The sequence below is a fragment of the Streptomyces sp. NPDC059477 genome, assembly GCF_042749375.1.
Classification (GTDB): domain Bacteria; phylum Actinomycetota; class Actinomycetes; order Streptomycetales; family Streptomycetaceae; genus Streptomyces.
Genome location: NZ_JBHYUG010000016.1, coordinates 1 through 26,193 on the forward strand (window position 1 = coordinate 1; position 26,193 = coordinate 26,193).

22 protein-coding genes, 1 tRNA gene and 1 pseudogene are annotated in these 26,193 nt (G+C 71.1%); 13 read left to right on the top strand and 11 right to left on the bottom strand.

Features of this window, described 5'->3' with window-relative positions; genetic code table 11:
• Positions 1-69: 69 nt before the first annotated feature.
• Entirely contained in the window at positions 70-771 is a 702-nt protein-coding gene (locus ACFXAZ_RS11090) for a DUF5324 family protein (protein WP_384587746.1), read from the bottom strand.
• Between the two features lie 446 nt (positions 772-1,217).
• Between ACFXAZ_RS11090 and ACFXAZ_RS11095 the strand changes: the two genes are divergently transcribed.
• Entirely contained in the window at positions 1,218-1,745 is a 528-nt protein-coding gene (locus tag ACFXAZ_RS11095) for a peptidylprolyl isomerase (protein ID WP_384587749.1), read from the top strand.
• 135 nt (positions 1,746-1,880) lie between these two features.
• Positions 1,881-2,789 (top strand): rhomboid family intramembrane serine protease, encoded by a 909-nt coding sequence (locus ACFXAZ_RS11100; RefSeq protein WP_384587752.1) that lies wholly within the window; start codon positions 1,881-1,883, stop codon positions 2,787-2,789.
• Positions 2,790-3,101: 312 nt separating this feature from the next.
• Here the strand turns inward: ACFXAZ_RS11100 and crgA are convergent, their stop codons facing one another.
• Positions 3,102-3,362, bottom strand: coding sequence for a cell division protein CrgA (crgA, locus tag ACFXAZ_RS11105; RefSeq protein ID WP_382682696.1), 261 nt, complete (start codon positions 3,360-3,362; stop codon positions 3,102-3,104).
• A 142-nt stretch (positions 3,363-3,504) separates the two neighbouring features.
• Here crgA and ACFXAZ_RS11110 point away from each other — a divergent pair, with 142 nt between their 5' ends.
• From ACFXAZ_RS11110 to ACFXAZ_RS11130, 5 genes are all read left to right on the top strand, one after another.
• Positions 3,505-4,296: a DUF881 domain-containing protein gene (locus ACFXAZ_RS11110; RefSeq protein WP_384587755.1), complete on the top strand. Its 792-nt coding sequence runs from the start codon at positions 3,505-3,507 to the stop codon at positions 4,294-4,296.
• A gap of 287 nt (positions 4,297-4,583) precedes the next feature.
• The gene (locus ACFXAZ_RS11115) at positions 4,584-4,745 is read left to right on the top strand and encodes a hypothetical protein (protein WP_382682701.1); all 162 of its coding nucleotides are present in this window, start codon (positions 4,584-4,586) and stop codon (positions 4,743-4,745) included.
• Positions 4,742-5,380: an aminodeoxychorismate/anthranilate synthase component II gene (locus ACFXAZ_RS11120; protein ID WP_384587759.1), complete on the top strand. Its 639-nt coding sequence runs from the start codon at positions 4,742-4,744 to the stop codon at positions 5,378-5,380. Before ACFXAZ_RS11115 ends, ACFXAZ_RS11120 begins: the two co-directional genes overlap by 4 nt.
• Positions 5,377-6,795, top strand: a complete 1,419-nt coding sequence (locus ACFXAZ_RS11125; protein WP_384587761.1) for a class E sortase — start codon at positions 5,377-5,379, stop codon at positions 6,793-6,795. Before ACFXAZ_RS11120 ends, ACFXAZ_RS11125 begins: the two co-directional genes overlap by 4 nt.
• Positions 6,796-6,807: 12 nt before the next feature.
• Positions 6,808-7,599 (top strand): class E sortase, encoded by a 792-nt coding sequence (locus tag ACFXAZ_RS11130; protein WP_384588019.1) that lies wholly within the window; start codon positions 6,808-6,810, stop codon positions 7,597-7,599.
• A 161-nt stretch (positions 7,600-7,760) separates the two neighbouring features.
• Here the strand turns inward: ACFXAZ_RS11130 and pknB are convergent, their stop codons facing one another.
• From pknB to ACFXAZ_RS11160, 6 genes are all read right to left on the bottom strand, one after another.
• On the bottom strand, positions 7,761-9,770 hold the full coding sequence (pknB, locus tag ACFXAZ_RS11135; protein ID WP_384587764.1) for a Stk1 family PASTA domain-containing Ser/Thr kinase: 2,010 nt from the start codon (positions 9,768-9,770) through the stop codon (positions 7,761-7,763).
• Between the two features lie 170 nt (positions 9,771-9,940).
• The gene (locus ACFXAZ_RS11140; protein WP_384587767.1) at positions 9,941-11,410 is read right to left on the bottom strand and encodes a peptidoglycan D,D-transpeptidase FtsI family protein; all 1,470 of its coding nucleotides are present in this window, start codon (positions 11,408-11,410) and stop codon (positions 9,941-9,943) included.
• Positions 11,407-12,846 (bottom strand): FtsW/RodA/SpoVE family cell cycle protein, encoded by a 1,440-nt coding sequence (locus tag ACFXAZ_RS11145; protein WP_384587770.1) that lies wholly within the window; start codon positions 12,844-12,846, stop codon positions 11,407-11,409. Before ACFXAZ_RS11145 ends, ACFXAZ_RS11140 begins: the two co-directional genes overlap by 4 nt.
• A 25-nt stretch (positions 12,847-12,871) precedes the next feature.
• On the bottom strand, positions 12,872-14,437 hold the full coding sequence (locus tag ACFXAZ_RS11150) for a Stp1/IreP family PP2C-type Ser/Thr phosphatase (RefSeq protein ID WP_384588022.1): 1,566 nt from the start codon (positions 14,435-14,437) through the stop codon (positions 12,872-12,874).
• Between the two features lie 140 nt (positions 14,438-14,577).
• Positions 14,578-15,087, bottom strand: coding sequence for an FHA domain-containing protein (locus ACFXAZ_RS11155; RefSeq protein ID WP_384587773.1), 510 nt, complete (start codon positions 15,085-15,087; stop codon positions 14,578-14,580).
• 10 nt (positions 15,088-15,097) lie between these two features.
• Positions 15,098-15,964, bottom strand: a complete 867-nt coding sequence (locus ACFXAZ_RS11160; protein ID WP_384587776.1) for an FhaA domain-containing protein — start codon at positions 15,962-15,964, stop codon at positions 15,098-15,100.
• A gap of 657 nt (positions 15,965-16,621) precedes the next feature.
• On the opposite strand from ACFXAZ_RS11160, the gene ACFXAZ_RS11165 reads away from it, so the two are divergent.
• A tRNA-Leu gene (locus tag ACFXAZ_RS11165) sits at positions 16,622-16,708 on the top strand.
• 115 nt (positions 16,709-16,823) lie between these two features.
• Here ACFXAZ_RS11165 and ACFXAZ_RS11170 read toward each other — a convergent pair.
• A complete protein-coding gene (locus ACFXAZ_RS11170) occupies positions 16,824-17,489 on the bottom strand; it encodes a response regulator (protein ID WP_384587778.1) in 666 nt (221 codons plus the stop codon).
• Complete coding sequence (locus ACFXAZ_RS11175) at positions 17,456-18,751, bottom strand: sensor histidine kinase (RefSeq protein ID WP_384587781.1); 1,296 nt, start codon at positions 18,749-18,751, stop codon at positions 17,456-17,458. Before ACFXAZ_RS11175 ends, ACFXAZ_RS11170 begins: the two co-directional genes overlap by 34 nt.
• 378 nt (positions 18,752-19,129) lie before the next feature.
• On the opposite strand from ACFXAZ_RS11175, the gene ACFXAZ_RS11180 reads away from it, so the two are divergent.
• From ACFXAZ_RS11180 to ACFXAZ_RS11200, 5 genes are all read left to right on the top strand, one after another.
• Positions 19,130-19,867: an ABC transporter ATP-binding protein gene (locus ACFXAZ_RS11180; RefSeq protein ID WP_384587784.1), complete on the top strand. Its 738-nt coding sequence runs from the start codon at positions 19,130-19,132 to the stop codon at positions 19,865-19,867.
• A complete protein-coding gene (locus ACFXAZ_RS11185) occupies positions 19,861-22,320 on the top strand; it encodes an FtsX-like permease family protein (protein WP_384587787.1) in 2,460 nt (819 codons plus the stop codon). Before ACFXAZ_RS11180 ends, ACFXAZ_RS11185 begins: the two co-directional genes overlap by 7 nt.
• 191 nt (positions 22,321-22,511) lie before the next feature.
• Positions 22,512-23,963, top strand: coding sequence for a DUF2252 domain-containing protein (locus ACFXAZ_RS11190; protein ID WP_384587790.1), 1,452 nt, complete (start codon positions 22,512-22,514; stop codon positions 23,961-23,963).
• Between the two features lie 233 nt (positions 23,964-24,196).
• The gene (locus tag ACFXAZ_RS11195; protein ID WP_384587793.1) at positions 24,197-24,994 is read left to right on the top strand and encodes a J domain-containing protein; all 798 of its coding nucleotides are present in this window, start codon (positions 24,197-24,199) and stop codon (positions 24,992-24,994) included.
• A gap of 69 nt (positions 24,995-25,063) precedes the next feature.
• Positions 25,064-25,393, top strand: coding sequence for a rhodanese-like domain-containing protein (locus ACFXAZ_RS11200; RefSeq protein ID WP_384588025.1), 330 nt, complete (start codon positions 25,064-25,066; stop codon positions 25,391-25,393).
• A gap of 75 nt (positions 25,394-25,468) precedes the next feature.
• Here the strand turns inward: ACFXAZ_RS11200 and ACFXAZ_RS11205 are convergent.
• Positions 25,469-25,806, bottom strand: a pseudogene (locus tag ACFXAZ_RS11205) (acyl-CoA dehydrogenase family protein); the annotation flags it as partial.
• Positions 25,807-26,193 lie beyond the last annotated feature (387 nt).

Below are 26,193 nucleotides of genomic sequence, written 5' to 3' on the forward strand. Positions count from 1 at the left end.
ACGTTGAAGTCTCCCGCCCCTCGCGCGGAGTTGGGCCCGTCGTGCCGGGGCTGCCGCCCGGATGAGGCCTCAGTTGCCCTCGTCGCGCTTGGCCGCTTCCTCCTCGGCCTCCTTGGCCTGGACCTCGGGGTCGAGGGCGGACTGGCCGCTGCCGTCGACGGAGGAGAGACGGCCGGACTCGGGGACCTCGGTGGCGGCCGGGGGTTCGACCAGCCAGTCGGGGTTGGCCTGCTTGTCCCACCACTTCCAGGCGGCGAAGGCGCCCCCCGCCAGCACGCCGAGAACCGCGACGACCTTCACCGCGCGGCCGGCCCTGGAGCGCCGCTCATGCTTGCGGACGAGTTTCTGGATCTCCTCGGCCGTCACCCCGCCGCGCAGGGCGGCGAGGGCGGCGGAACCGCGGCTGGCGGCCTCGTCCCTGACGGGCGTGGCGGCGGCCACGGCCTGTTCGATGCGGGGGCGGGAGTACTCGGCGGCCTGCCGGGCGGCGACCCGGGCCTTGAGGGCCGCCTCGTGGGCCGCGTAGTCGACCTTCGGCGGGACATGGGTGCGGGCCTGTTCCAGGCGCGGGACGAGATGGGTCTCGTACTGGACGCGGGCCTGGTCGGCGGCCTGCGAGACCTTGGGCGCGAGCCGTACGCGGGCCTCCTGCGCGTAGTGCGCGGCCCGGTCCTTGGCCGTGTCGGCGTAGGGCGCCACCACGTCCGCGGCGTGCAGCACGCTGTCCCTCGCCGAGCCGGTCGCGGCGCGCACGCTGTCGATGCGGGTCACGGGAATCCTCCTCCTCGGTGGCGTACGGTATTTCGACTTTCCACCCTTTTACGGATCATGCCTGCTGGGCGGGCGCGAGGCATGCGAAGGCGGGCATCCGGGTCATGCGTACGGCCGTGCAACGCCGTACCGGACGGTCGAGCGGTCGAGCGGTTGACCGGGCGACCGTCGGCCGACCGGCAAGCGATCACATGCCATAGCGGATGAATCAAATGCAATGGCGATGAATGATGAATATTGGGCAACAGGAGCTTGTCGTCGACAATGCCACGGATCGTCGCCGCGCGCGCCCGTGTGGCGGCGGCGAGGCCGGTTTTTCGCGGGCGATGCGCCCGTCTCGCGCAAGCGATGCGCCTGTGAGCGGGACCGGAAGCGGGTGCCGGGCGACGTGGCGTGCGGTCCGTGCGAGGATCGGGGAGTCACAGGAAGACAACGGAAGGCAGATCGTGGCCGAGCAGCTTTACGCCACCCTGAAGACCAACCACGGCGACATCGAGATCCGGCTCTTCCCGGACCACGCGCCCAAGACGGTCAAGAACTTCGTGGAACTCGCCGGCGGCGAGCGTGAGTGGACCCACCCCGCCACCGGAGCGCGGTCCACGGACAGGCTCTACGACGGCACGGTCTTCCACCGGGTGATCGACGGATTCATGATCCAGGGCGGTGACCCGCTGGGCAACGGGACGGGCGGTCCCGGATACCAGTTCGAGGACGAGTTCCACCCGGAGCTGAAGTTCACCAAGCCCTACCTGCTGGCCATGGCCAACGCCGGGCCGGGCACGAACGGCTCGCAGTTCTTCATCACCGTCTCCCCGACGGCCTGGCTGAGCGGCAAGCACACCATCTTCGGCGAGGTCACCGACGCGGCCAGCCAGAAGGTCGTGGACACCATCGCCACCGCCCAGACCAACCCGCGCACCGACCGCCCCGTGCAGGACGTGGTCATCGAGCAGGTCGTCATCGAGAAGCGCTGAGGCCACGGCCGAGGCCGGTACCGGGACCCGTCGCGACGCGGCCCCGGCATGTTCCACAGGGAACAAAAAGCCCCGCTCATCCGTAATGATGAGCGGGGCCTCGTATTGCCCGCCGACGATACGTGAGGGGATCGCATGGACCAGGCGCCGGGCAGCCCGCAGGGCCCGGGGGAGCAGTCCCCGTCGCCCGCACAGAGCCTGCCCGTCTGCTATCGGCACCCGGGCCGGGAGACCGGCGTGCGCTGCACCCGCTGTGAGCGGCCGATATGCCCCGAGTGCATGGTCAGCGCGTCGGTGGGCTTCCAGTGCCCCGACTGTGTGCGCGGCGGCTCCGGCACCGGGCACGCGCCGAGCGCCTCCACCCCCCGTACCCTCGCGGGCGGCACGATCGCGGCCGACCCCCGGCTGCTCACCAAGATCCTGATCGGGATCAACCTCGCGGTGTTCATCGCCGTCCAGATCCGGCCCTCGCTGCTGGACAGCCTGGTGCTGATCGGCCAGTGGCCGCCGGCGCCCTGGATGCCGACCGAAGGGGTTGCGGAGGGCCAGTGGTACCGCCTGGTGACCTCGATGTTCGCGCACGAGGCGATCTGGCACATCGCGTTCAACATGCTGAGCCTGTGGTGGCTGGGCGGCCCGCTGGAACAGGCCCTCGGCCGGATCCGCTACTTCGCGCTCTACATGGTCTCCGGACTGGCGGGCAGCGCCCTGACCTATCTGCTGGCCGCGCCCGGCTCGGCCTCGCTCGGCGCCTCTGGCGCGATCTTCGGCCTGTTCGGCGCCACGGCGGTGCTGATGCGCCGGCTCAACTACGACCTGCGGCCGGTACTGGCCCTGCTCGCGATCAACCTGATCTTCACCTTCACCTGGACCAACATCGCCTGGGAGGCCCACATCGGCGGCCTGGTGGCCGGTGTGATCGTCGGCTACGCCATGGTCCACGCCCCGCGTGAGCGCCGGACCCTGGTGCAGTACGGCACCTGCGCGGCGGTGCTGGTCGTAGTGATCGGGATCACGTTGATCAGAACGGCCCAGCTCGTCTGAGAGTCCGCCCGTATCCCGCCTTGCGGGCGCCTGTATCCCCTTCGAGCCCGCCCGCCCCTCCCGTTGTCCACAGCGCGTGCCCGATCTTGTGCATAGTGTGCGGGAACAGCTGTGCCCCCTGTCACCGACCAGTGTTTATGCAGGTCAGGCAGGGGGCGAACAAGCTTGCGGGGTGTGGTCCGACAGTCGTACCAGCGTCAACCCCCGAGGGGTTATCCACAGATCTTCGTCTTTTCCCCAGGTGAGATGTGGAAATTCCGCAAGGGCTGTGGATAACTCAGCGGATACCCCTGGGTAGAGGTATGGCCGGTGCTACTTCCACTGGGTGGAGACACCGAATCCGGCGGCGATGAAGCCGAAGCCGACCACGATGTTCCAGTTGTCCAGCTGATCGATGGGAAGCGAGCCGTCGGTGACATAAAAGACGACAATCCAGGCCAGACCGATGAGGAACATCGCCAGCATGACGGGCGCGACCCAGGCACGGCTGTTGAGCTTGATGGTCGTCGTCTGCTTCGTCGACGACGGCGGCGGCGTGTAGTCGGCCTTCTTGCGGATACGTGACTTCGGCACGAGGGTCTCTCCTGTCGATGCGCTGCGTGGCCGCGCAGGGAACTCGGGTCGGGCTCGGGGCAGCGTACAAGGGGACACTGAGTGCTCCCCCGGGCGTCCGTTAGCGTAGTGCTTCCGTGGCTCCGAAGGAGATAAGGGTACGTTGAGCAATTCCGCCGACTCCCCCGAGGACGGCTCCGAGAGTGGTTCCGGCGCCGACCGCAGGGGCCGTTTCCGGCCGGTGCGGGTCCTCACGGTGGGCGTCTTCGCACTCGCGGGCCTTATTTTCTTCACCAGCTTCAATACCGCCAAGGGTACGGATATCCGTACGGACGCCTCCTTGCTGAAGCTCTCCGACCTGATCCAGGAGCGCAGCCGGGAGAACGGCGAGCGGAGCGATGCCAACGCGGCCCTGCGCGACCAGGTGGAGTCGCTCGCCGAGCGGGACGACGGCCGGACCAAGGCGCAGGACGACGCACTCGCCGCCCTGGAGCAGAACGCCGGTACCCAGAAACTCACCGGCGAGGCCCTCACGGTCACGCTGAACGACGCCCCGCCCGACGCCACCGCCAAGCTCCCCGGCTATCCCGAGCCGCAGCCCGACTACCTGGTGATCCACCAGCAGGACCTCCAGGCCGTGGTGAACGCCCTGTGGCAGGGCGGCGCCGAGGGCATCAAGGTCATGGACCAGCGGCTGATCTCCACCAGCGCCGTGCGCTGCGTCGGCAACACCCTGATCCTCCAGGGCCGGGTCTACTCACCGCCGTACAAAATCACCGCGATCGGTGACCCGGAGAAGCTTCAGCAGGCGCTGTCCGCGAGTGAGGCGATCCAGAACTACATGGTGTACGTCGATGTGTACGGGCTCGGCTGGAAGGTCGAGGAGAACGGGACGGTGACTCTTCCCGGCTACTCGGGCACCGTGGATCTGCACTACGCGGAGCCCGTGGAGTAGCCGCCGTGCGGTAGCGGCCCCGCGCGGTGGCCGAAGCAGCCTGGAGCGGGCGTCTCGTCGTGGAGCCGCCGGTGCGCTTGGTTTCACGTGGAACAAGCCGGTCCTTGAGGGCACCGTCACCGACACCCTCCGGGTATGCGGCGGTGATCGATCTTGTGCCACACAAGTCCGGTTGCACCCGGGACTCGACCAAGCCTGTGGAGGCCGGGAAACCGGAGGCCCTGCGCCGTTAGTCTGGTGCGGGTACGGCGTGAGCGGCGGTGCCGTGGGTCGACGGAAGGGACGGCATGTACGGCTGGATCTGGCGGCATCTGCCGGGGAACGCGTGGGTGAAGGCGCTGCTGTCACTCATGCTGGTCGTGGCCGCGGTCTACGTCCTGTTCCAGTACGTCTTCCCGTGGGCGGAACCGCTGCTTCCCTTCAACGATGTGACGGTGGACAACCAGTGAGCGCGCGCATTCTCGTCGTCGACAACTACGACAGCTTCGTCTTCAACCTGGTCCAGTACCTGTACCAGCTGGGCGCCGAGTGCGAGGTCCTGCGCAACGACGAGGTCGCCACCGCGCACGCGCAGGACGGCTTCGACGGCGTCCTGCTCTCCCCCGGCCCCGGCACCCCCGAGCAGGCCGGCATCTGCGTCGACATGGTCCGGCACTGCGCCGCCACCGGCGTCCCCGTCTTCGGCGTCTGCCTCGGCATGCAGTCGATGCAGGTGGCGTACGGCGGCGTCGTGGACCGCGCGCCCGAGCTGCTGCACGGCAAGACCTCGCCGGTCGAGCACGAGGGCAGGGGCGTCTTCGCCGGGCTGCCCTCGCCGTTCACCGCGACCCGCTACCACTCGCTGGCCGCCGAGCCCGCCACTGTCCCGGCCGAGCTGGAGATCACGGCCCGCACCCACGACGGGATCATCATGGGCCTGCGCCACCGGGAATTGCCCGTAGAGGGGGTGCAGTTCCATCCCGAGTCGGTGCTGACCGAGCACGGGCACCGGATGCTCGCCAACTGGCTCGTGGACTGCGGCGACCAGGACGCGGTGGCCAGATCGGCGGGGCTGGCCCCGGTGGTGGGCAGGGCCACGGCGTGACCGCCCTGCGCCCCGAGCGCGAGTCCGGCACCGGCTACGGGGGCGACCCCGGGCACGGCGCCGACGACCAGGGCACCTCGTACGGGCAGCAGCCGTACGGGGGGCAGGGTGCGTTCGGGAGCGCGTACGACGGTTCGGTGGAGCCGTACGGCTATGGGGCTCAGCCCGCTCAGCCCGCCTGGTCCGACCAGTCTGCCCAGCCCGCCTGGCCTGACCAGTCCCCCCGGTCCGATCCGTCCGTCCGGCCCGGCTGGCCTGACCAGTCCGCGCGGCCTGATCAGCCCGTTCAGGCCCAGCAGCCCGCTCCGGTTCTGCCGTACGAGGAGACTCCGTCCGGCACCCGGATCCTGCCGACGATTCCGGCGGGCGAGGGACAGCCCCGGCACCCACGCCCGCCACGGCCTCGCCCGCAGCCGCAGCCGCAGGTCCAGCCCCACCCCCGGCCCGCCCCCCCGCCCGCCGACGACGAGACCGTCGCCCTCCGGATACCCGACCCTCCCGGCGTCAACGGGGCCATATCCGCCTCTGGAGCCTCACCAGCCCCCTCCGGCACCGATCCCGCGCTCGGTGGCCGTGCGGCCCGCAGGAAGGCCGCCAAACGGCGTAACGGGCGCCGCGGCGCCAATGGCGCGGTCGCCGGACAGACGACGGGAACCGAAAGCACCGCCACCCCAGGCACCGCCGAGACCCCCGCGCCCCCCCTCTCCCGAGTGGAGGCCCGCCGGCAGGCCCGCGCCCGTAAGGCGAGCCCCGCCGTGCTCGCCAGCCGGGCCGTCGGCGAGGTGTTCATCACCACTGGCGTCCTGCTGCTCCTGTTTGTCACCTACCAGCTGTGGTGGACCAACGTCCGCGCGCACGCCCAGGCCGGACAGGAGGCCAGCGATCTCCAGGACGACTGGGCCAGCGGCAAACGCACCCCCGGCAGCTTCGAGCCCGGCCAGGGCTTCGCCATCCTGCGCATCCCCAAACTGGACGTGGTCGTGCCGATCGCCGAGGGCGTCAGCACCGAGAAGGTCCTCGACAAGGGCATGGTCGGCCACTACGCCGAGGGCGCGCTGGACACCGCGATGCCCGGCGACAAGACCGGCAACTTCGGGCTCGCGGGCCACCGCAACACCCACGGCGAGCCGTTCAGGTACATCAACAAGCTCCAGCCCGGCGATCCCATCGTGGTCGAGACCCAGGACACGTACTACGTCTACAAGATGGCCTCGATCCTGCCGGAGACCGCGCCGAGCAACATCGGCGTCCTCGACCCCGTCCCCAAGGACGCGGGATTCACCGAACCGGGGAGGTACATCACGCTGACGACCTGTACGCCCGAGTTCACCAGCACGTACCGGATGATCGTGTGGGGCGAGATGATCGAGGAACGGCCGCGCAGCGAGGGGAAGCCCGATGCGCTCATCAGTTAAGGGCAGATGACAGTGGCAGCGACCACCGACGACACCGAGAAGCACATCGACGCGCCCGGGTCCGGGACGGCGACCGCACCACCGCGCCGCAGGCCCGGCGGGCTGGCCCTGGTGGTCAGCGTCTTCGGTGAACTCCTCATCACGGCCGGGCTGGTGCTCGGCCTCTTCGTCGCCTACTCCCTGTGGTGGACCAACGTCCTGGCCGACCGCAAGGCGAGCGAGGAGGGCGACAAGGTCCGCGACAGCTGGACCGCCGAGGCCCCCGATGGCTCCGGTGGATCCAGCGGAACCGGCGGGCCCGGCGCGCTGGACACCGCGGACGGCGTCGGCTTCCTGCACGTCCCCGCGATGAGTGACGACGAGATCCTGATCAAGAAGGGCACCGACACCCAGCTCCTCAACGACGGTGTCGCCGGGTACTACACCGACCCGGTCAAGGCGGCCCTGCCCACCAGCGGCAAGAACGGCAACTTCTCGCTCGCCGCGCACCGCGACGGCCACGGCGCGAAGTTCCATGACATCGACAAGATCGAGAAGGGCGACGCGATCGTCGTCGAGACCAAGGACAACTGGTACGTCTACAAGGTCTACGCCCTGCTCCCGGAGACCTCGAAGTACAACGTCGAGACCATCGGGGCCATCCCCGAGGAGTCCGGCAGGACCAAGGCCGGCAAGTACATCACGCTGACCACCTGCACCCCGGTCTTCACCAGCCGCTACCGGTACATCGTGTGGGGCGAGCTGGACCGGGTCGAGAAGGTGGACGAGAACCGCACCCCGCCGAAGGAACTGCGCCAGAGCTGAGCGCCCCGCGAGAAAGCGCCCTGCGAGGAAACGTCCCGCACAAGATCGCGTCCCACGAGAAAGGCCCCGCCGGAAAGATCCGGCGGGGCCCACTCACTCTCCAGGCTCTTCAGACGCCAAGGTCAGACACCGAGGTCAGACGCCAGGGCCAGCTACCGAGGTCAGTCGCCGCCGTCCCCGCCCCCGAGGAACCCGCCGTCCCCTCCATTGCCCCCGCCGTTGTTGTTCTGGCCGAAGCCGGCGGTGGTCAGGGTGATCTGGGTGGCCGCGGGGTCGTCGACCTCGTTGCCGCCGCCCGGGTCCTGGCTGAGCACGAACGCCGTGTCGCTCTGGTCGCTGCCCTGGGCGAACTGGATGTTGGTGAAGCCGGCCTGCTGGAGCAGCTGCCGGGCCTCGGCGACCGTACGGTTGGTGACGTCCGGCACCTGGGTCTTCTGCTGCTCGAACTTGCCGACCTCGATCGTCACCACCGAGCCCGGGTCGGCCGGGGTGCCGCCCGCCGGCGTGGTCTTGAGGACCTTGCCGTCCTGGTTCTGGTCCTGCGTCGGCGCCTCCGTGCAGGTACCGGTGAGGTCGCTGGCCTCGATCTGAGCCACCGCCGCGTCACAGCTCTGGCCGATCACGTTCGGTACGACCGACTGCTCGACCTCCTTGGCGATGACCAGGGTGATGGTGGACCCCTTCTCCACCTCGGTGCCCAGCTCCGGTTTCTGTTCGAGGACGGTGTTCGGGTCCTCCGAGGACTCCTGCGTCTCCGTCTTGATCTCGAACTGGTACTCGTCGGCCTCCAGCTTCGACGTGGCCTCGTCGAGGCTGTCGCCGAGCACACTGGGCACGACCACCTTCGGCGCCCCGGTCGACACCACCAGATTGACCGTCGTGCTCTTGTCGACGCTCGTCCCCTGGGGCGGGTCCTGGTCGCAGACATTGCCCTTGGGCTGGTCCTCGCAGGGCTTGCTGCTGATCGACAGCTCCAGCTCCGCGTTGGTCGCCTGTTTACGGGCGTTGTCCTCTGTCAGGCCGATGAAGTTGGGCACCGGAACCGTGTTGTTGCCGACGCCGTCGCCCGCGAACACCCACCGGCCGATCAGGATCGCGCCGACCAGCACCAGGACGGCGGAGACGGCCAGCAGGATGGTGGAGGTGTTGTTGCTCTTCTTCTGGCGGCGGCGGTCGGGGCGCTCGTCGTAGCCGTAGCCGCCGTCGTCCGGGTTCATCGGCGGCAGCATCGTCGTCACGCCGGCGTCCGCCGAGCGCAGGGCGCTGGTCGCCTGGTCGTCGGGATAGCCGCCGTAGCCGACCGAGCCCATCGCGGCCGTCGCCGCCACCGGCTGGCCGTCCAGGCACGCCTCGATGTCGATGCGCATCTCGTCGGCCGACTGATAGCGGTAGTTGGGGTCCTTGACCAGCGCCTTCAGCACGATCGCGTCCATCTCCGGAGTGATCTCCGGGTCGAACACGCTCGGCGGCTGCGGTTCCTCGCGCACATGTTGATAGGCGACGGCGACCGGGGAGTCGCCGACGAAGGGGGGCCGTACCGTCAGCAGCTCGTACAGGAGGCAGCCGGTGGAGTACAGGTCGGAGCGGGCGTCGACCTGCTCGCCCTTGGCCTGTTCCGGGGAGAGGTACTGGGCGGTGCCGATGACGGCCGACGTCTGCGTCATCGTCATGCCGGAGTCGCCCATCGCACGGGCGATGCCGAAGTCCATCACCTTGACCTGGCCGGTGCGCGTCAGCATGACGTTCGCCGGCTTGATGTCACGGTGGACGATCTGGTTGCGGTGCGAGTACTCCAGGGCCTGGAGGATGCCGATGGTCATCTCCATCGACCGCTCGGGCAGCAGCTTGCGCCCGCTGTGCAGCAGCTCACGCAGGGTGGAACCCTCGACGTACTCCATCACGATGTACGGGATCGAGACCCCGTCGATGTAGTCCTCGCCGGTGTCGTAGACCGCCACGATCGCGGGATGGTTGAGCGAGGCGGCCGACTGGGCCTCCCGGCGGAACCGGGCCTGGAAGGACGGGTCGCGCGCGAGGTCCGCGCGCAGCGTCTTCACCGCCACGGTGCGGCCGAGCCGGGTGTCGTGCCCGAGGTAGACCTCCGCCATGCCACCACGACCGAGCACCTGGCCCAGTTCGTACCGGCCGCCGAGGCGACGCGGCTCTTCCATAGCTTCCTACCAGCCCTCTCCGTCGGTCCCGGTCCGCACATCTGTACGACCCGGAGGCTGCCGTCCGGGCCTACCGTACCCGGCTGGAATGGTGTGCCCCGGCCAAGCCCGTGACCCGATACCGGACCGGTATCGCACTGGGCACCGAGGTGAAAGGGACGTGACCGGGGTCACTGCTTGGCATCGATGACCGCCTCCATCACGCTCTTCGCGATCGGCGCCGCCAGACCGCCACCGGAGATGTCACCGCGGTTGGCGTTCTCGTCCTCGACGACCACCGCCACCGCCACGGGGGAACCGGAGTCGGTCTTGGCGTAGGAGATGAACCAGGCGTACGGCTTCTCGCTGTTGTCCACACCGTGCTGGGCGGTACCGGTCTTGCCGCCGACGGTGACGCCGTCGATCTGCGCGGACTTGCCGGTGCCCTCGCTGACCACGGTCTCCATCATCGACTGGAGGATCTGGGCGTTCTCCGAGGAGAGCGGCCGGCTCAGCTCCTCCGGCTCGGTCTGCTCGATCGTGTCCAGGCTGGGCGCCTGGAGCTTGTCGACCATGTACGGGTTCATCAGCTTGCCGTCGTTGGCGATGGCGGCGGCGACCATCGCCATCTGGAGCGGGGTCGCGGCGGTGTTGAACTGGCCGATCGAGGACAGCGCCGTCTGCGAGGGGTTCATGTCGTCGGAGAACACCGAGGCGGTCGAGCGCACCGGCGTGAACTGCTCGGAGGTGAACCCGAACTCGGTCGCCGTCTCCAGCATCTTCTCGTTGCCGAGGTCGGCGCCGACCTTGCCGAACACCGTGTTGCAGGACCACTGGAGCGCCACCCGAAGGGTCGCGTTCTCGCACGGGATGTTGCCGTCGTTGGGCAGCTCCGTGGTGGTGCCCTCCATGACCCACGGGTCCGGCGAGTCGGTCTTCGCGTCGGCGTCCTCGTACAGCCCGTGCTCCAGCGCCGCCGCCGCGGTGACCACCTTGAACGTCGAACCCGGCGGGTAGACCTCGCGCAGCGCCCGGTTCAGCATCGGGTCGTCGGGGTTCTCGTCCTTCTGGAGCTTGCCCCACGCCTCGGCGTCGGAGTCCGAGTAGCCCGCGATGGACGCCGGGTCGTACGACGGGTACGAGGCCAGCGCCAGGATCTTGCCGGTGGCCGGCTCGATCGCGGCGACCGCGCCCTTGCCGCGCTCGGCGAGCCCCTCGTACGCCGCCTTCTGCGCGGCGGCGCTGAGGGTGGTGACGACGTTGCCGCCCTCCTTGGGCTTGCTGGTGAGCATGTCCAGGGTGTTGCGGAAGAACAGCCGGTCGTCGTTGCCGGTGAGGATGCCGTCCTCGATGCTCTCCAGCTGGTTGGCGCCGAACGCCTGCGAGGTGTAGCCCGTCACCGGCGCCCACATGGGGCCGTCGGTGTAGGTGCGGATGTACTGGAAGTCGCCGCCCTTGGCCTCGCGGTGGCCGGTGATCGCCTTGCCGTCCACGATGATGTCGCCGCGCGGGGTGGCGTACCGCTCGATGGCGACCCGGCGGTTCTTGGGGTCGCTCGCCAGTTCGTCGGCCTGGACGTACTGGAGCCAGTTGTCCCGCAGCAGCAGGGTCAGCACGAGCAGTCCGCAGAAGATCGCGATACGGCGCAGGGGCTTGTTCATGACGGGCGGACCACCTGGGTCATCTCGGCGTCGGGGTTGGGCGCCGGGGCGGGCGCCGGGCGGCGGGCGGTGTCACTGATCCTGATCAGAATGGCGATCAGCGCCCAGTTGGCGATCACTGAGGAACCACCGGCCGCGAGGAACGGCATGGTCATACCGGTCAGCGGGATCAGACCCATGACACCGCCGGCGACGACGAAGACCTGGAGCGCGAAGGCGCCGGACAGGCCGATGGCGAGCAGCTTGCCGAACGGGTCGCGGGCGGCGAGCGCGGTGCGCACACCCCGCTCCACGATCAACGCGTAGATCAGCAGGATGGCCATGAGCCCGGCCAGGCCCAGCTCCTCGCCGAAGGTGGCGAGGATGAAGTCGGAGTTGGCGGCGAACCGGATCAGATCGGAGTGGCCCTGCCCCCAGCCGGTGCCCAGCGTGCCGCCGGAGCCGAACGCCCACAGCGCCTGCATCGCCTGCTCGGAGTGGCCGGCCACGCCCTCCTGGCTGAGCGTGTACTCGCGCATCGGGTCCAGCCAGGCGTCCACACGCTGCTGGATGTGCGTCTCGAAGCTGGCCACGCCGACCGCGCCGACCGCCGACATCAGCAGACCGAAGACGATCCAGCTGGTCCGCTCGGTAGCGACGTACAGCATGATGACGAACATTCCGAAGAACAGCAGCGAGGTGCCCAGGTCCGTCTCGAAGACCAGGATCAGGATCGACATCGCCCAGACCACCAGGATCGGGCCGAGGTCGCGCCCGCGCGGCAGATACAGGCCCATGAAACGGCGGCTGGCCAGCGCCAGCGCGTCCCGCTTGACCATCAGATAGCCGGCGAAGAACACCGCCAGCACGATCTTGGCGAACTCACCGGGCTGGATGGAGAATCCGGCGACCGAGATCCAGATCTTCGCGCCGTACAGATCCTTGCCGAGCCCCGGCACCAGCGGCAGCAGCAGCAGGATCAGCGCGCCGACCATGGAGATGTAGGTGTAGCGCTGAAGGACCCGGTGGTCCTTGAGGAAGACCAGCACGACGATGGCGAGCGCGATGCCGAGTGCCGTGTACATCAGCTGGTTCGGTGCCGCGCTGCCCGCCTGCCCGATCTCCTGGAGCAGCGGCGACTGGTCGAGCCGCCAGATGGCGACCAGCCCGAGTCCGTTCAGCAGGGTGGTCAGCGGCAGCAGCAGCGGGTCCGCGTACCGGGCGAACTTGCGTACGACGAGATGGGCGACGCCCGCCAGCAGACCCAGGCCCAGACCGTAGCCGAGCAGGCCGGTCGGCACCTCGTCGTTGATCGCGAGGCCCACATTGGCGTAGGCGAAGACCGGGATGGCGACGGCGAAGACCAGCAGCGCCAGCTCGGTGTTGCGCCGGCTGGGCGCGCCGATCGCGCCGATCGTGGACGTGTGCTGCGTCGACGGGTTGGTAGTACTGCTCATCGTGTGACAGGGCCTCTCACGGTGCCTACTGCGTACCGCAATTGGAGACGACCTTCTGCTCTTCCTCCGACAGGCTCGGGCCGGGGCTGGGAGTGGTCGCGGGCGGGGACGTGGACTGGTCGGGATTCGGAGACGACGACTCCGCCGGGTCGGCCGAGGAATTTGGCGTCGGTGTCGGCGTCGGTGTCGCCTTTGACGTGAAGGAGGTACGGGTGGTTCCCGTGGTTCCGCCGGCCTCGCCCTCGCCGGTCTCGGCGTTCTTCGCGCTCTCGGCCGCCTGCCGCTCCGCCTGCTTCTGGCACGCGGACGCCTGGAGGGCCAGTTCGTCGATCTTCGCCTGGGCGTTCTCCAGACCGCCCTCGGCGATCGTGGCCTCCACCATCTTCTGCTGGTAGGGCGGCAGGTACTTGAGTTCGATCTCGGGGTGGTCGCGCTCGACCTCCGACAGCGAGACCCAGGCCAGGTCCTGGCTGATGCCCCGGTACAGGGCGACATGCTCGCCGTTGGTGCCGACGTAGTACTGCGTCTGCGTCCAGCGCCAGCCGCCGTACAGCCCGCCGCCGATCACCGCCAGCGCCAGCACTCCGTAGATCGAGCGCTTGAGCCAGCGGCGGCCCTTGCGGGGCTTGATGAAGTCGTCGTCGCCGTAGTCGCCGAAGCCGTCGGTGGGGACGTAGCCGGTGGTGTCGCCGGAGCCGGGCGGGCCGAACTCGCCGCCGCCCTGTCCGGGCACCTGGCGGCCGAGACCGGAGGCACGGCCGGCCGGGGTCTGCATGATGCCGTTGTCGTTGAGCGGGAGCTGGGTCTCGGCGACCGCGCCGACGATCACCGGGGCGTCGGAGAGCTGCCCGGCGAGGGTGTCGGGGGTGTCCAGGTCCAGTACGTCGGCGATGATCACCGTGATGTTGTCGGGGCCGCCGCCGCGCAGCGCGAGCTGGATCAGCTCGTGCACGGTCTCCTGCGGGCCCTGGTAGCTGGCGAGGGTGTCCTCCAGCGTCTGGTGCGAGACCACGCCGGACAGCCCGTCGGAGCAGATCAGATACCGGTCTCCCGCCCGGACCTCCCGGATCGACAGATCCGGCTCGACATGGTCGCCGGAGCCCAGCGCCCGCATCAGCAGGGAGCGCTGCGGATGGGTGGTGGCCTCCTCCTCGGTGATCCGGCCCTCGTCGACGAGCCGCTGCACCCAGGTGTGGTCCTGCGTGATCTGGGTGAGGACGCCGTCGCGCAGCAGATACGCGCGCGAGTCGCCGACATGGACGAGGCCCAGGCGCTGGCCGGTCCACAGCAGGGCGGTGAGCGTGGTGCCCATGCCCTCCAGCTGGGGGTCCTCCTCGACCATCGCGCGCAGCTGGTCGTTGGCCCGCTGCACGGCGGTGCCGAGCGAGGTGAGGATGTCGGAGCCCGGGATGTCGTCGTCGAGGGCGACGATGGTGGAGATGGCCTCGGAGGAGGCGACCTCGCCTGCGGCGGCGCCGCCCATGCCGTCGGCGATGGCGAGCAGCCGCGGACCGGCGTAACCGGAGTCCTCGTTGCCCTCCCGGATCATGCCCTTGTGCGATCCGGCGGCGAAGCGCAGTGACAGGCTCATGCCCACCTCGCCCGTCGGCTCCGGGTACAGCCGGTCGTGTCGAGCCACACTGCCCACCCTCCGGTCGGGAGCGTGCGAGGGTCCCGGGTGAGGGCCGCCGCCGCGCGCTCGCTCCGCTCGCGCTCACTCATGATGTAGCACTACTTCCGCAGCTCGATGACCGTCTTGCCGATGCGGATCGGCGCACCCAGCGGAACCGGCGTCGGCGTCGTCAGCCGGTTCCGGTCGAGGTACGTGCCATTGGTGGAGCCGAGATCCTCGACGATCCACTGGCCGTCCCGGTCCGGGTAGATCCTGGCATGGCGGCTGGAGGCGTAGTCGTCGTCCAGCACGATGGTGCTGTCGTGCGCGCGGCCCAGCGTGATGGTCTGGCCCTGGAGCGCGACCGTGGTGCCGGTGAGGGTGCCCTCCGTCACCACCAGCTTGGTCGGTGCGTTACGGCGGGACCGGCCGCCGGCCGGTTGCTGGCGCTGCTGCGGAGGCGCCTGGCGGGCCGCTTGCTGCGGCCGGCCGGATTCTCGTCGGGACCCGCGCTGAGTGACGCGCGTACCGAACAGATCGCTGCGGATGACCTGCACGGCCACGATCACGAACAGCCACAGTACGGCCAGAAAACCCAGCCGCATGACCGTGAGGGTCAGCTCTGACATTGCCCCCGGTTCACCCTTCGGCTTGCCTATAGATAACGGTGGTGCTGCCCACGACGATCCGCGAGCCGTCGCGGAGCGTAGCGCGGGTGGTGTGCTGCCCGTCCACCACGATGCCGTTGGTGGACCCGAGATCCTGGATCGTCGAGGGCGTTCCGGTCCGGATCTCACAGTGCCGGCGGGAGACGCCGGGGTCGTCGATCCGCACGTCGGCTTCGGTGCTGCGGCCCAGCACGAGCGTCGGGCGGGAGATCTGATGGCGGGTGCCGTTGATCTCGATCCAGTGTCTGGTACGGCCGCCCGCGCCCGTGCTCGGTCCGGCGGGGACCGCAGCGGGCGGCGGATACCCGTACCCCCCGCCCTGGCGTGCGCCGCCGCCTGGTGGCGGGGCGGCGGGCATGGGGGGAGCGCCGGCGGGCTGGGCCGGATAGCCGGGGCCGCCGCCGGGCCGCTGCGGGCCGGCGGGCGGAGGCGTGATCGGCCCCGAGGGGCCGGGCTGGCTGGTGGAGGAGGCGAGCGTCCGGCTGCGCACCCGGTACAGGCCGGTGTCGAGATCCTCCGCCTTCTCCAGATTGACCTTGATCGGCCCCAGGAAGGCGTACCGCTGCTGCTTGGCGTAGTCGCGCACCATCCCGGCCAGCTCGTCCCCGAGCTGCCCGGAGTAGGGGCTGAGCCGCTCGAAGTCCGGCGCGCTCAGCTCCACGATGAAGTCATTGGGTACGACGGTCCGGTCCCGGTTCCAGATCGTGGCGTTGTTGTCGCACTCGCGCTGGAGCGCACCGGCGATCTCCACGGGCTGGACCTCGGACTTGAAGACTTTGGCGAAGGTGCCGTTGACCAGACCTTCGAGACGCTGCTCGAATTTCTTCAGGACTCCCATGGGGCACCTCCTCCGTCGTTGCCACTGTGGGTACTGCGGATACTGCGGTTGCTACAGGCAGTGCGGGTACTGCGAGTGCTGCGGGTACTACGGGTAACGCGGGTACTACGAGTACTACGGGTGACGCGGGTGTCACGGACGGTGCGCGCGGTGCGCGTGCCGCTCTGTGTGGTGCTCTGCTTACCAGTACTGCTTACTTGGTAGTGCTTACTGATCGTATCCACGCGCGGCTCAATCGGCTGGTTCCCCCTGTCGGGCCGGTCGACGGTTTCGTCGACGGATTGTCGACGCCTGCGACCGTTCCCGCTGGAGCGCCTCTTCGAACTCCTTCTGGCTTCCTTCCGGCCCTTCCGGGGCGTGGCCCTGCCCACAGGATCGTAGAGGCGGCCGGCGACCAGTGTCCCGCACTGCGCTGTGGAGACCGCCCGGCTCCGGGGAGACGGGGTGGACCGGTACGAGGTTGATACGTGGGCGGGGGGTTTGTCGGGGGCGGCGGGGAGGGGTTCGGCGGGGTGGGGCGGAGGGGGCGGGACGGGGCCCTCACAAGGGCTCCTGCTCCGGATAAGGGATGTGAATCCACCGGGTCCAGCGTGCTAATGTTCTGCGTGTCGGAAGGCGCCAGCCCCTAGCGGGGCGAGGCCCGAGGACGCACCCAATGCGCGGGTGGCGGAATAGGCAGACGCGCTGGATTCAGGTTCCAGTGCCCGCAAGGGCGTGGGGGTTCAACTCCCCCCTCGCGCACCACGAAGTACCGATGATCGGGCCTTCACCAGTGACGGAAGTCACGGTGGGGGCCCGTTTTTCGTTGGTCGGGTCGGTGGGGGGAGCAGCGGTGAGGTATGTCACGGTCGGGGGACCGTCATGAGCGTAGGTAGGCCAGTACTGCCAGGACTCTTCGGTGGGTTTCGGCTGTGGGGGGTAGGTCTAGTTTCGTGAGGATGCTGGTGATGTGTTTGCCTATCGCCGCTTCTGAGACGAACAGGGCTCGGGCGATGGCGCTGTTGGAGCTGCCCTGGGCGATGAGGGCGAGGACTTCGTGTTCTCGGGGGGTGAGGCGTTCCAGGGGGTCTCGGCGGCGGCGGAGGAGTTGGCGGACTACCTCCGGGTCGACGACCGTGCCGCCCGCGGCCACCTCGGTCAGGGCCTCGGTGAATTCTCCTACCTGGCCCACCCGGTCCTTGAGGAGGTAGCCGACGCCGGTGCCGTCGCCGGAGTCGAGGAGGTCGGCGGCGTAGGTGCGCTGGACGTACTGGCTGAGGACCAGGACCGGGAGGGTCGGGCGGTGTTCGCGCAGGCGGACCGCGGCCTGGAGGCCCTCGTCCTGGAAGCCGGGGGGCATCCGGACGTCGGTGACCACGATGTCGGGGGCGTGGTCGGTGACCGCGGTGATCAGGGATGGCGCGTCGCCGACGGCTGCGGCGACCTCGTGGCCGCAGCGTTCCAGGAGCGCGATGAGGCCGTCGCGGAGCAGGACGCTGTCCTCGGCCAGTACTACGCGCAGCGCTCGGTCTCGGTCCGCTCGCAAGGGATCTCCACACGCAACAGGGACGGTCCGCCCGGCGGACTGGACAGCGAGAGTGTGCCATTCAGGACCGATACGCGGTCGGCCAGGCCCGTCAGGCCTGTGCCCCTTGCCGGGTCGGCGCCGCCGTTCCCGTTGTCCTGGATGGTCAGGCGCAGGCGGCCCGTGTGGTGTGCGCCGGTGATCCGCGCCCGGGTCGCGCCGCTGTGTCTGGCCGCGTTGGCCAGTGCCTCGCAGACCACGAAGTACGCGGCGGCCTCAACGGACCGGGGGAGCCGTCCCGACAGGTGGAGTTCGACGTCCACGGGGACGGCCGAGCGGTCGGCGGCGTCGGTGACGGCGGCCTCCAGGCCGTAATCGGCCAGCACCTGGGGGTGGATGCCGTGGATCAGTTCGCGTAGTTCCGCGAGGGCCTTGCCCGCCTCTTCGTGGGCCTTCGCCAGCTGGTCGGCCAGGGGGCCCGGCGGGACGTCCAGGCGGGCCAGGCCCAGCGTCATCGACAGGGCCACCAGGCGCTGCTGGGCCCCGTCGTGCAGATCGCGCTCGATGCGGCGCCGCTCTGCCTCGAAGGCGTCCACCAGCCGGACCCGGGAGCGGGACAGTTCGACCAGCCGGGCGCCCAGGTCGGTGTCGCGCGGGGCGATCAGCAGCCGGGTCAGCTCGGCGCGGGCGCCCGCGGCGGCGCCGAGCGCGTAACCGCCCAGCGCCAGCAGCACCAGGCCGAGGACGGCCACGCCGAACGCCGTCGGCCAGCCCGTCACCGTCCACTGCTTGAGGACCTTCGCCTCCTCGCCCCCGCCGATGACGGCCAGTTGGAGCGGGGTGGTGATCAGGGAGAGGGGGCAGAGGAGGGCCGCCGTGAGGATCAGGGCGTCCGCCGGCCAGAGGATCAGGGCGAGGAGGAGGGTGTATCCCAGTTCGCGCCAGGTGGTCTGTTCGCGCAGCCGGGTGCGCAGCCACGGCCATGCGCCGGGTTCGGTGACCGGCTGGTGCGGGTTGCGTGCCGGGTCCTGGTCGATCAGGCGCAGCCGGTGCCGTTCCAGCCGGGCCACCGGCAGGCCCGCCAGCGCCGTCAGCACCAGCAGCGGCAGCCCCACCAGCACGATCGCCAGCAGCCCGCCGACGGCCACCGCGCTCGCCATGGCCACCAGCGCGACCAGCCCGGCCAGCGCCCCGGTCAGCAGGTAGCCCGCCGCACGCCACGGCCACCAGGAGGTGACGAAACCGGGGCCGGACATGGCCTGCCACACGTTGCGAGGGTGCATGCCCGTCACCGTAGGACCGGGTTGGCGGCGCGCACCATCGGGCCGGGGGTGGGGTGGGGGTAGTGCCAGACCTACCTCAGGTCTCCGTTCTGCCGCAATGCGCCGGGGTGGCTTCGGGGGGTTTGGTGGGGGTGGCGGGATCGGTTGGGCCGGGGTCGGTCGGGCTGGGTTTCGGGTGGGGGCTGGGCTTTCGGGTGGGGGCTGCCCGGTGGTGCCCGATGGTGCCGGGTCGTGCCCGGTGGTGCCGGGTCGTGCCCGGTGGTGCCCGGTGGTGCCGGGTCGTGCCCGGTGGTGCCCGGTCGTGCCCGGTGGTTTCGGTTTTCCGCTCCGGCCCCGGTTCTCGCTTCCGTCCATCCGTCCGACAAGCAAGGGGAAACGATGAACGACGACGCGATCCGGCTGCGGGCCGTCAGCCGGTCGTACGGGGTCGGCGGCAGTGCCGTCGCCGCGCTCGACCGGGTCTCCCTGGGCTTTCCCCGGGCGACCTTCACCGCCGTCATGGGGCCCTCGGGGTCCGGCAAGTCGACGCTGCTCCAGTGCGCGGCGGGGCTGGACCGGCCCACCTCGGGCTCGGTGACCGTGGGGGACACCGAGCTGACCGGGTTGAGCGAGAGCAGGCTGACACTGCTGCGGCGCGAGCGGATCGGGTTCGTCTTCCAGGCGTTCAACCTGCTGCCGTCGCTGACCGCCGAGCAGAACGTGGCGCTGCCGCTGCGGCTGGCCGGCCGGCGGGTGCCCCGGGCCCGGGTGCGCGAGGTGCTCGACCGGGTCGGCCTCGGCGACCGCGCCCGGCACCGGCCGGCCGAGCTGTCCGGTGGCCAGCAGCAGCGCGTCGCGCTCGCCCGCGCCCTGATCACCCGGCCCGAGGTGCTGTTCGCCGACGAGCCGACCGGCGCGCTCGACTCGCGGACCGGCCGCGAGGTGCTCGGCCTGCTGCGCGGCATGGTCGACGGGGAGGGCCGGACGATCGTCATGGTCACCCACGACCCGGTCGCCGCCTCCTACGCCGACCGCGTGGTCTTCCTGGTCGACGGCCGTGTCGACGGCGAACTGGCCGGGGCGGGCGCCGACCGGATCGCGGCCCGGATGACCGGGCTGGAGGCCACGCCGTGCTGAGCACCGCCCTGCGCACTCTGTGTACCCGCTGGGTCACCTTCGCCGGCAGCTTCGTCGCCCTGTCGCTGGGCGTGGCGCTGATCGCCGTCATGGGGCTGGCCCTCGCCTCCTCCCTGGACGCGCCCGAGCGGGGGCCGGAGCGGTTCGCCGCCGCGCCGGTCGTCGTCCAGGGGCAGGACACCCTGACCGTGCCCACGCCGATCGGCGACCGCGGCCAGGAACTCGCCCGGCCACGGGCCGTGCCCGCCGCGACCGTCGCCGTGCTGCGCGGCCTCGGGACCGTCGTGGAGGACCGGTCGTTCGCCGTGCGGGCCGTCGGCGGGCCCGCCGATCTCGTGGGCCATCCCTGGTCCACGGCCGCCTTCGCCCCGTACGAGATCGACCGGGGGCGGGCGCCCCGGGCCGCCGATGAGGTCGTCGTCAGCGGGGACTGGGTCAGGCCGGGCGGTGAGGTGCGGACCGGTGACGGGACCCTGCGGGTCGTCGGTACGGTGACCGGGCTCGGTTTCGAGGACGCCGTGTTCTACACCGATGCCCGCGCCGCCGAACTGGCGCCGGTCAGCCGTCAGCTCGTCGTGGACGCCGACCCGGCGGCCGTGCGGGAGGCGGTGCGCGGCAGCGGCGCCGAGGTGCTCACCGGGCACGCGCGCCGGTACGCCGACGCCGACCCGGACCGCGACAGCGAGGCCCTCACCGCGATGAACGCCCTGTTCGGCACGGCCGGCGGGGTCACCGGGTTCGTGTCGGTCTTCGTGGTCGCCTCCACCTTCGCCTTCGCCGTGGCCCAGCGGCGCCGCGAGTTCGGGCTGCTGCGCACCGCCGGGGCCACCCCCGGGCAGCTGCGCCGCATGGTCGTCGCCGAGGCGCTGGCCGTCGGGGTGCTCGCGTCCGCCGCCGGGTGCGTGCTCGGCTCGTACGGGGCGCCGAAGCTCGCCCGGTGGGCGGTGGGGGAGGGGCTCGCGCCGCGCTGGTTCGGCATCGGTGACCCTGTCTGGCCGTACCACCTGGCCTTCTGGACCGGGCTGCTGGTGGCGCTGTGCGGGGTGCTGGCCGCGTCCTGGCGGGCCGGGCGCACCGGGCCCACCGAGGCGCTGCGCGAGGCGTCCGTGGACAGCCGGGCGATGACCCGGGGGCGTCTGCTGTGCGGCGCGGGCCTGCTGGCGACCGCCGTCGTGATGCCGGTGCTGGCCCTGGTGGGCGACCCGGGCGAGCTGTTGCAGCGCAAGACCTATGTGAGCCGGCCGATGCTGCTGATCACCGCCGTCGCGCTGCTCGCGCCGGTCGTGGTCCGGCCGCTGACCCGGCTGATCGCCTGGCCGCTCGCCCAACTGCCCGGCGCCGCCGGGATGCTGGTACGGGAGAACGCCGCCGCCGGGGTGCGCCGTACCGCCGCCGTCGCGGCGCCCGTGCTGGTCACCGTCGCGCTGGCGGGCTCGCTGCTGGGGGCCACCGCGACCCTCGACGCGGCCAAGGCCGCCGAGCTCCGGGAGCGGACCGCCGCCGACTTCGTGGTCGTCCCGGCCGGGGACACCGGCTTCGACGACCCGACCGTCGAGCGGCTGGCGGCGGTGCCGGGCGCCCGGATCGCGGCCGGTGCGTCCAGCGCGGTGTACGTGCTGGAGGACGGCGTCGCGCTGGTCCGGTCCGACGCCCGTGCCGTCGAGCCCGGACCGCTCGCGGCGACCGCCTCGCTCCCGCTGGCCGCCGGGAAGGTGAGCGACCTGGACGACGGCTCGATCATCGTCAATGAGGAGTGGGAGCGGCACACCGTCGGCGACCGGGTGGACGTGTGGCTCGGGGACGGGACGCCCGTGTCCCTGACGATCGCCGCCGTGATGACCGTCGGGACCGGTGACAACGGGGTGTACGTCACCCCGCGCAACGCCCCCGCCGCGCCCGTCGACCGGATCGACGTGAGCCTTGAGGACGGGGCCGACGCGGGTGCCGTGGCCGCCGGGCTGCGGGAGGCCGTGGGGGCCTCGGGCGGGGAGGTGCTCGGGCGGGACGCCTGGGTGGCCGCGGCCTCCCCCGAGGCCAACCGCACCACCCGTACGGGCTTCTTCCTGGTCCTCGGTATCGCCCTGCTCCACACCGGCATCTCCCTCGCCAACACCATGGTCATGGCCACCTCCGACCGGGTCCGTGAGCTGGCGGTGCTGCGGCTGGCCGGGGCCACCACCTGGCAGGTGCTGCGGCTGGTGGGCGCCGAGGCGCTGATGGTCGTCACCGTCGGCGGGGTCCTGGGCGCGCTGGTCGCCGCCGTCAATCTGCTCGGCGTGTGGGGCGCGCTCGGCCTGCTCTCGGTGTGGACGCCGGTCGAGATCCCCTGGGGCACGCTCGGCGCGGTCATGGCCGCGTGCGCGGTCCTCGCGGTCGTGTCGGCGGTGGTTCCGGCGGGGGTCTGCCTGCGGCGGCGGGCGGTGGAACGGGCGGGCGGGGCGCTGCGGGGGTGATCCGGCGGTCGGCTTGGCTCTGTCCGCCGGTGGATCCTGCTGTCGCCGGGTGGATCCCCGGTGCTGCCCGGTGGGTCCCCGGTGCCGCCTGGTGGCCCCTGGGCCTGACGCAAAACGCTCGTCGGCTGTACGGTTCCCGGGTTGATGTTCGTGTGGATGTGCGTGTGTACGTACGGGGGAGGCGGTTTCTCGTGGGTGAGGCCGGAGTGCGGATTCCTCAGGTCGCGGGGTTTGCCGAGCGGGCCGCCCAGGGGCCGGGTCCGGCCACGGAGTCGGCCAGGGGTTCGGGCAGGGGTTCGGGCAGGGATGCGGCCAAGGAGCAGGGCAAGGCGCTGCGGGAGCGGGTGCCCAGGAGCACGCATGCCCTGTTCGATCTCGACGCCGGACGCCCCGACGCGGTGACGGCGGTCGAGGAGTCGAACCGGGGCCGGATCCCGGAGCTGACCCCGATCAGGGTCGGGCGGATGGCGGCCACGCCCTTCGCCTTCCTGCGCGGCTCGGCCGGGCTGATGGCGTACGACCTCGCCCGTACCCCCATGACCCGTATCCGCGCCCAGATCTGCGGGGACGCCCACGCGGCGAACTTCGGGCTGTACGGCGACGCGCGCGGCCGGCTGGTCATCGACCTCAACGACTTCGACGAGACGGTGCACGGCCCCTGGGAGTGGGACCTGAAGCGGCTCGCCGCGTCCCTGGTGCTGGCCGGGCGGGAGGCGGGCGCGGCCGAGGACGTCTGCCGTGCGGCGGCACATGACGCGGTCGGCGCCTACCGGCGCACCATGCGGCTGCTGGCCCGGCTGCCCGTCCTCGACGCGTGGAACGCCATCGCCGACGAGGAACTCGTCTCCCACACCGACGCCCACGATCTGCTGGGCACCCTGGAACGGGTCTCCCAGAAGGCGCGGGGCAACACCAGCGGACGGTTCGCCGCCCGGTCCACGGAACCGACGCCGGACGGGGGACGCCGGTTCGTGGACGCGCCGCCCGTGCTGCGCCGGGTGCCGGACGCGGAGGCGGCGGTTGTGGTCGCCTCCCTGGAGGCGTACGTCGGCTCCCTCGCCGAGGACCGGCATCCGCTGCTCGCCCGGCACGCGGTGCACGACGTGGCGTTCCGGGTGGTCGGCACGGGCAGCGTGGGGACCCGGTCGTATGTCGTGCTGCTCCTGGACCACCGGAGCGAGGCGCTGATACTCCAGGTCAAGGAGGCCCGCCCGTCCGTGCTGCTGCCCCATCTGCTGACCGCCGGGTTCGAGGTGCCGGAGGTGGCGCACGAGGGGCGCCGGGTGGTCGCCGGGCAGAAGCGGATGCAGGTCGTCAGTGATGTCCTGCTGGGCTGGACCACCGCCGACGGACGGCCCTTCCAGGTCCGCCAGTTCCGCAACCGCAAGGGGAGCGTGGATCCCGCCGAGCTGTCCACCGACCAGCTCGACGACTACGCCCGGATGACCGGCGCCCTGCTGGCCCGCGCCCACAGCCACAGCGCCGACCCCCGCCTGCTCGCCGGGTACTGCGGCAAGAACGAGGAACTCGACGAGGCCATGGCCGCCTTCGCCACGTCCTACGCCGACCGCACGGAGGCCGACCACGCCGATCTGACGGCGGCGGTCCGGGCGGGGCGGGTGGCGGCGGAAACGGGGGTCTGAGGCGGGGTTTGAGGGAGGGGCGGGGGGCTGGGGGCGGGGGTTTTGCGGGAGGGGTGGGGGCTGGGGGCGGGGGGCTTCCGCCTTCGCCTCCCTGCTCCGGCCGTCTTCACCCTCGTACCCCGGGTGCCTTCACCTCCGTACCCCGGCCGTCTTCACCCTCGTACCCGGTCGACCTCCCGTCTGTGAACGACCGCCGCGGTTCGCCCCGCGCAACCGTGGCCTACGCTGGGCGGGTGACGACCCCGGAAGCTGATCAATCACGGCCCGAGGCCCGGCTGGAGAAGGCCGTGCGGGCCGCTGAGCAGGCGCTGATCGAGTACGAGATCGCGGTGGAGACCTTCCGGGTCGAGGTGGAGAACTTCTCCCGGCTGCACCACCAGCGACTCGGCCCGATGTACGCGCGGCTCGAAGAGCTGGACGCGCAGCTCGCCGAGGCCCGCGCCGCCCGCACCGGCGATCCTGCCGACCTGGCCAAGGCCCAGGAGCTGCGGGCGCGGGTCATGCCCATGCCCGACGTGGAGGAGCTGTTCCACGGCTGGATGGACGGCGACGGGCTCTTCCCGGAGGCCGTGGCGATGCTCACGGACCAGCCGGTACGGCCCCCGCAGCGGGTCCGCCCCAGCGACGAGGCCCGCCGCCGCTACCGCGAGCTGGCCCGCAAGGCCCACCCCGACCTGGCCCAGGACGAGGCCGAGCGCGCCCGGCGTGAGGAGTTCATCACGCGCGTGAACGCCGCCTACGCCCGCGGCGACGAGACGGAACTGGCCGAACTGGCCGAGGAGTGGGCCGCCGGGCCGCTGCCGAAGGAGCCGGGGCCGATCGAGAACGAGGAGCTGTACGCCCGCCTCGACTGGCTCGCCCGGCGCAAGGAACTTCTCAGCGTGGTGGTGCGGGAGCTGGAGGAGAGCGCCATCGGCTCGATGCTGAAGCTCGCCCCCGACGACCCCGACCGGCTCCTCGACGAGATCGCCGACCAGCTGATCGCGGAGGTGGCCCAGCGGGAGGCCGAGCTGGCGGAGGCGGCGCCTTGAGCCGTCCTCAAGCCGTCCTCGGCCGGGTTGCGGTCGGGTAGCGTCGGTGCCATGAATTTCGGAGCTGGTGTGCCCACGGTCCAGGTCGCCGACCTCAAGGACGGAGACTTCCTGCTGGACGTCCGTGAGCATGACGAATGGCAGGCCGGTCACGCCGCGGCGGCGCTGCACATCCCGATCGGCGAGTTCGTCGCCCGCTACGGCGAGCTGACCGAGGCGGCCCCGCAGGACGGCCGGGTGCATGTGATCTGCCGTTCCGGCGCCCGCTCGGCCCAGGTCGCCCAGTACCTCGTCCAGCAGGGCGTCGACGCCGTGAACGTGGCCGGTGGGATGCAGGTCTGGGAAGCGGCGGGGCACTCCGTGGTGACCGACAATGGCGAGGCGGGTTTCGTCCTCTAGGCGCCTCTGGCCGCCTCTAGCCGCGACTCTTGCCGTCGGCTGTTTCCGTGACGGCCGTCTCCGGAGCGTCGCTCGGCCCGGCGTCTCCCGGTGCGCTGCCGCCGGGCCGAGCGACGGCTCCGGGTGCTTGGCCCGGGCGTGGTACCGGTGCAGCGGGTACCCCACGTCGGCGCCGCCCCCCCGTGCAGATGCTGCGCCGTCTGCACCACCCGGCGTACCCCGTCCGCCGCCCAGATCCTGGCCACCGCCACATCGCCGGACGGGGGCGGCGTCCCCCGTGCGCCCGGGTCGAGCCGCGCGAACTGCTCCCGCTCGCTGGCGTACGCGCTCGTCATTCGCGGCACCCGGGTACCGGGCGCGAGTGCGCACGTCCCGGTGGCCAGCCACTCCCACGCCCTGTCGGCGTCCAGCATCGACGCCGAGACCTGGCCTCCGGGTGGGTGCGGGCGGGGCCCGGACACTTGGCCTGCGGGGGTGTGCGGGGCGGGGTGGGGCTGAGTACCGTTCGCGTTCGAGCATCGTCGGCGAGCGCTGTCGGCGAGGGGCGCGGTGCGGGCGGAATCGTAAACCGGGACGGAATTCGGAAACCGGGACGGAATCGGAATCGGGGCGGAATGGACGCGCACGGCGCGAAGGACGCGGAGCGGGTGCCGCCGGACGTCGACCGGGTGCCGCCGGGCGAGGACGTGGGGGCGGGTGGCGCGGGCCACGGGGCGCGGGGCGAGGGGCAGGGGGCGCGGGGCGAGGGGCAGGGGACGTCGGACGAGGACCCGGGGTCGCGGGGCGGGGGCGAGGGGCCG

Coding starts and splice junctions, on each gene's coding strand:
- ACFXAZ_RS11100 (WP_384587752.1), top strand. CDS start 1,881: ATGGACCAGGCGCCGGGCAGCCCGCAGGGCCCGGGGGAGCAGTCCCCG.
- ACFXAZ_RS11115 (WP_382682701.1), top strand. CDS start 4,584: ATGTACGGCTGGATCTGGCGGCATCTGCCGGGGAACGCGTGGGTGAAG.
- pknB (WP_384587764.1), bottom strand. CDS start 9,770: ATGGAAGAGCCGCGTCGCCTCGGCGGCCGGTACGAACTGGGCCAGGTG.
- ACFXAZ_RS11140 (WP_384587767.1), bottom strand. CDS start 11,410: ATGAACAAGCCCCTGCGCCGTATCGCGATCTTCTGCGGACTGCTCGTG.
- ACFXAZ_RS11145 (WP_384587770.1), bottom strand. CDS start 12,846: ATGAGCAGTACTACCAACCCGTCGACGCAGCACACGTCCACGATCGGC.
- ACFXAZ_RS11150 (WP_384588022.1), bottom strand. CDS start 14,437: ATGAGCCTGTCACTGCGCTTCGCCGCCGGATCGCACAAGGGCATGATC.
- ACFXAZ_RS11155 (WP_384587773.1), bottom strand. CDS start 15,087: ATGTCAGAGCTGACCCTCACGGTCATGCGGCTGGGTTTTCTGGCCGTA.
- ACFXAZ_RS11160 (WP_384587776.1), bottom strand. CDS start 15,964: ATGGGAGTCCTGAAGAAATTCGAGCAGCGTCTCGAAGGTCTGGTCAAC.
- ACFXAZ_RS11175 (WP_384587781.1), bottom strand. CDS start 18,751: ATGCACCCTCGCAACGTGTGGCAGGCCATGTCCGGCCCCGGTTTCGTC.
- ACFXAZ_RS11180 (WP_384587784.1), top strand. CDS start 19,130: ATGAACGACGACGCGATCCGGCTGCGGGCCGTCAGCCGGTCGTACGGG.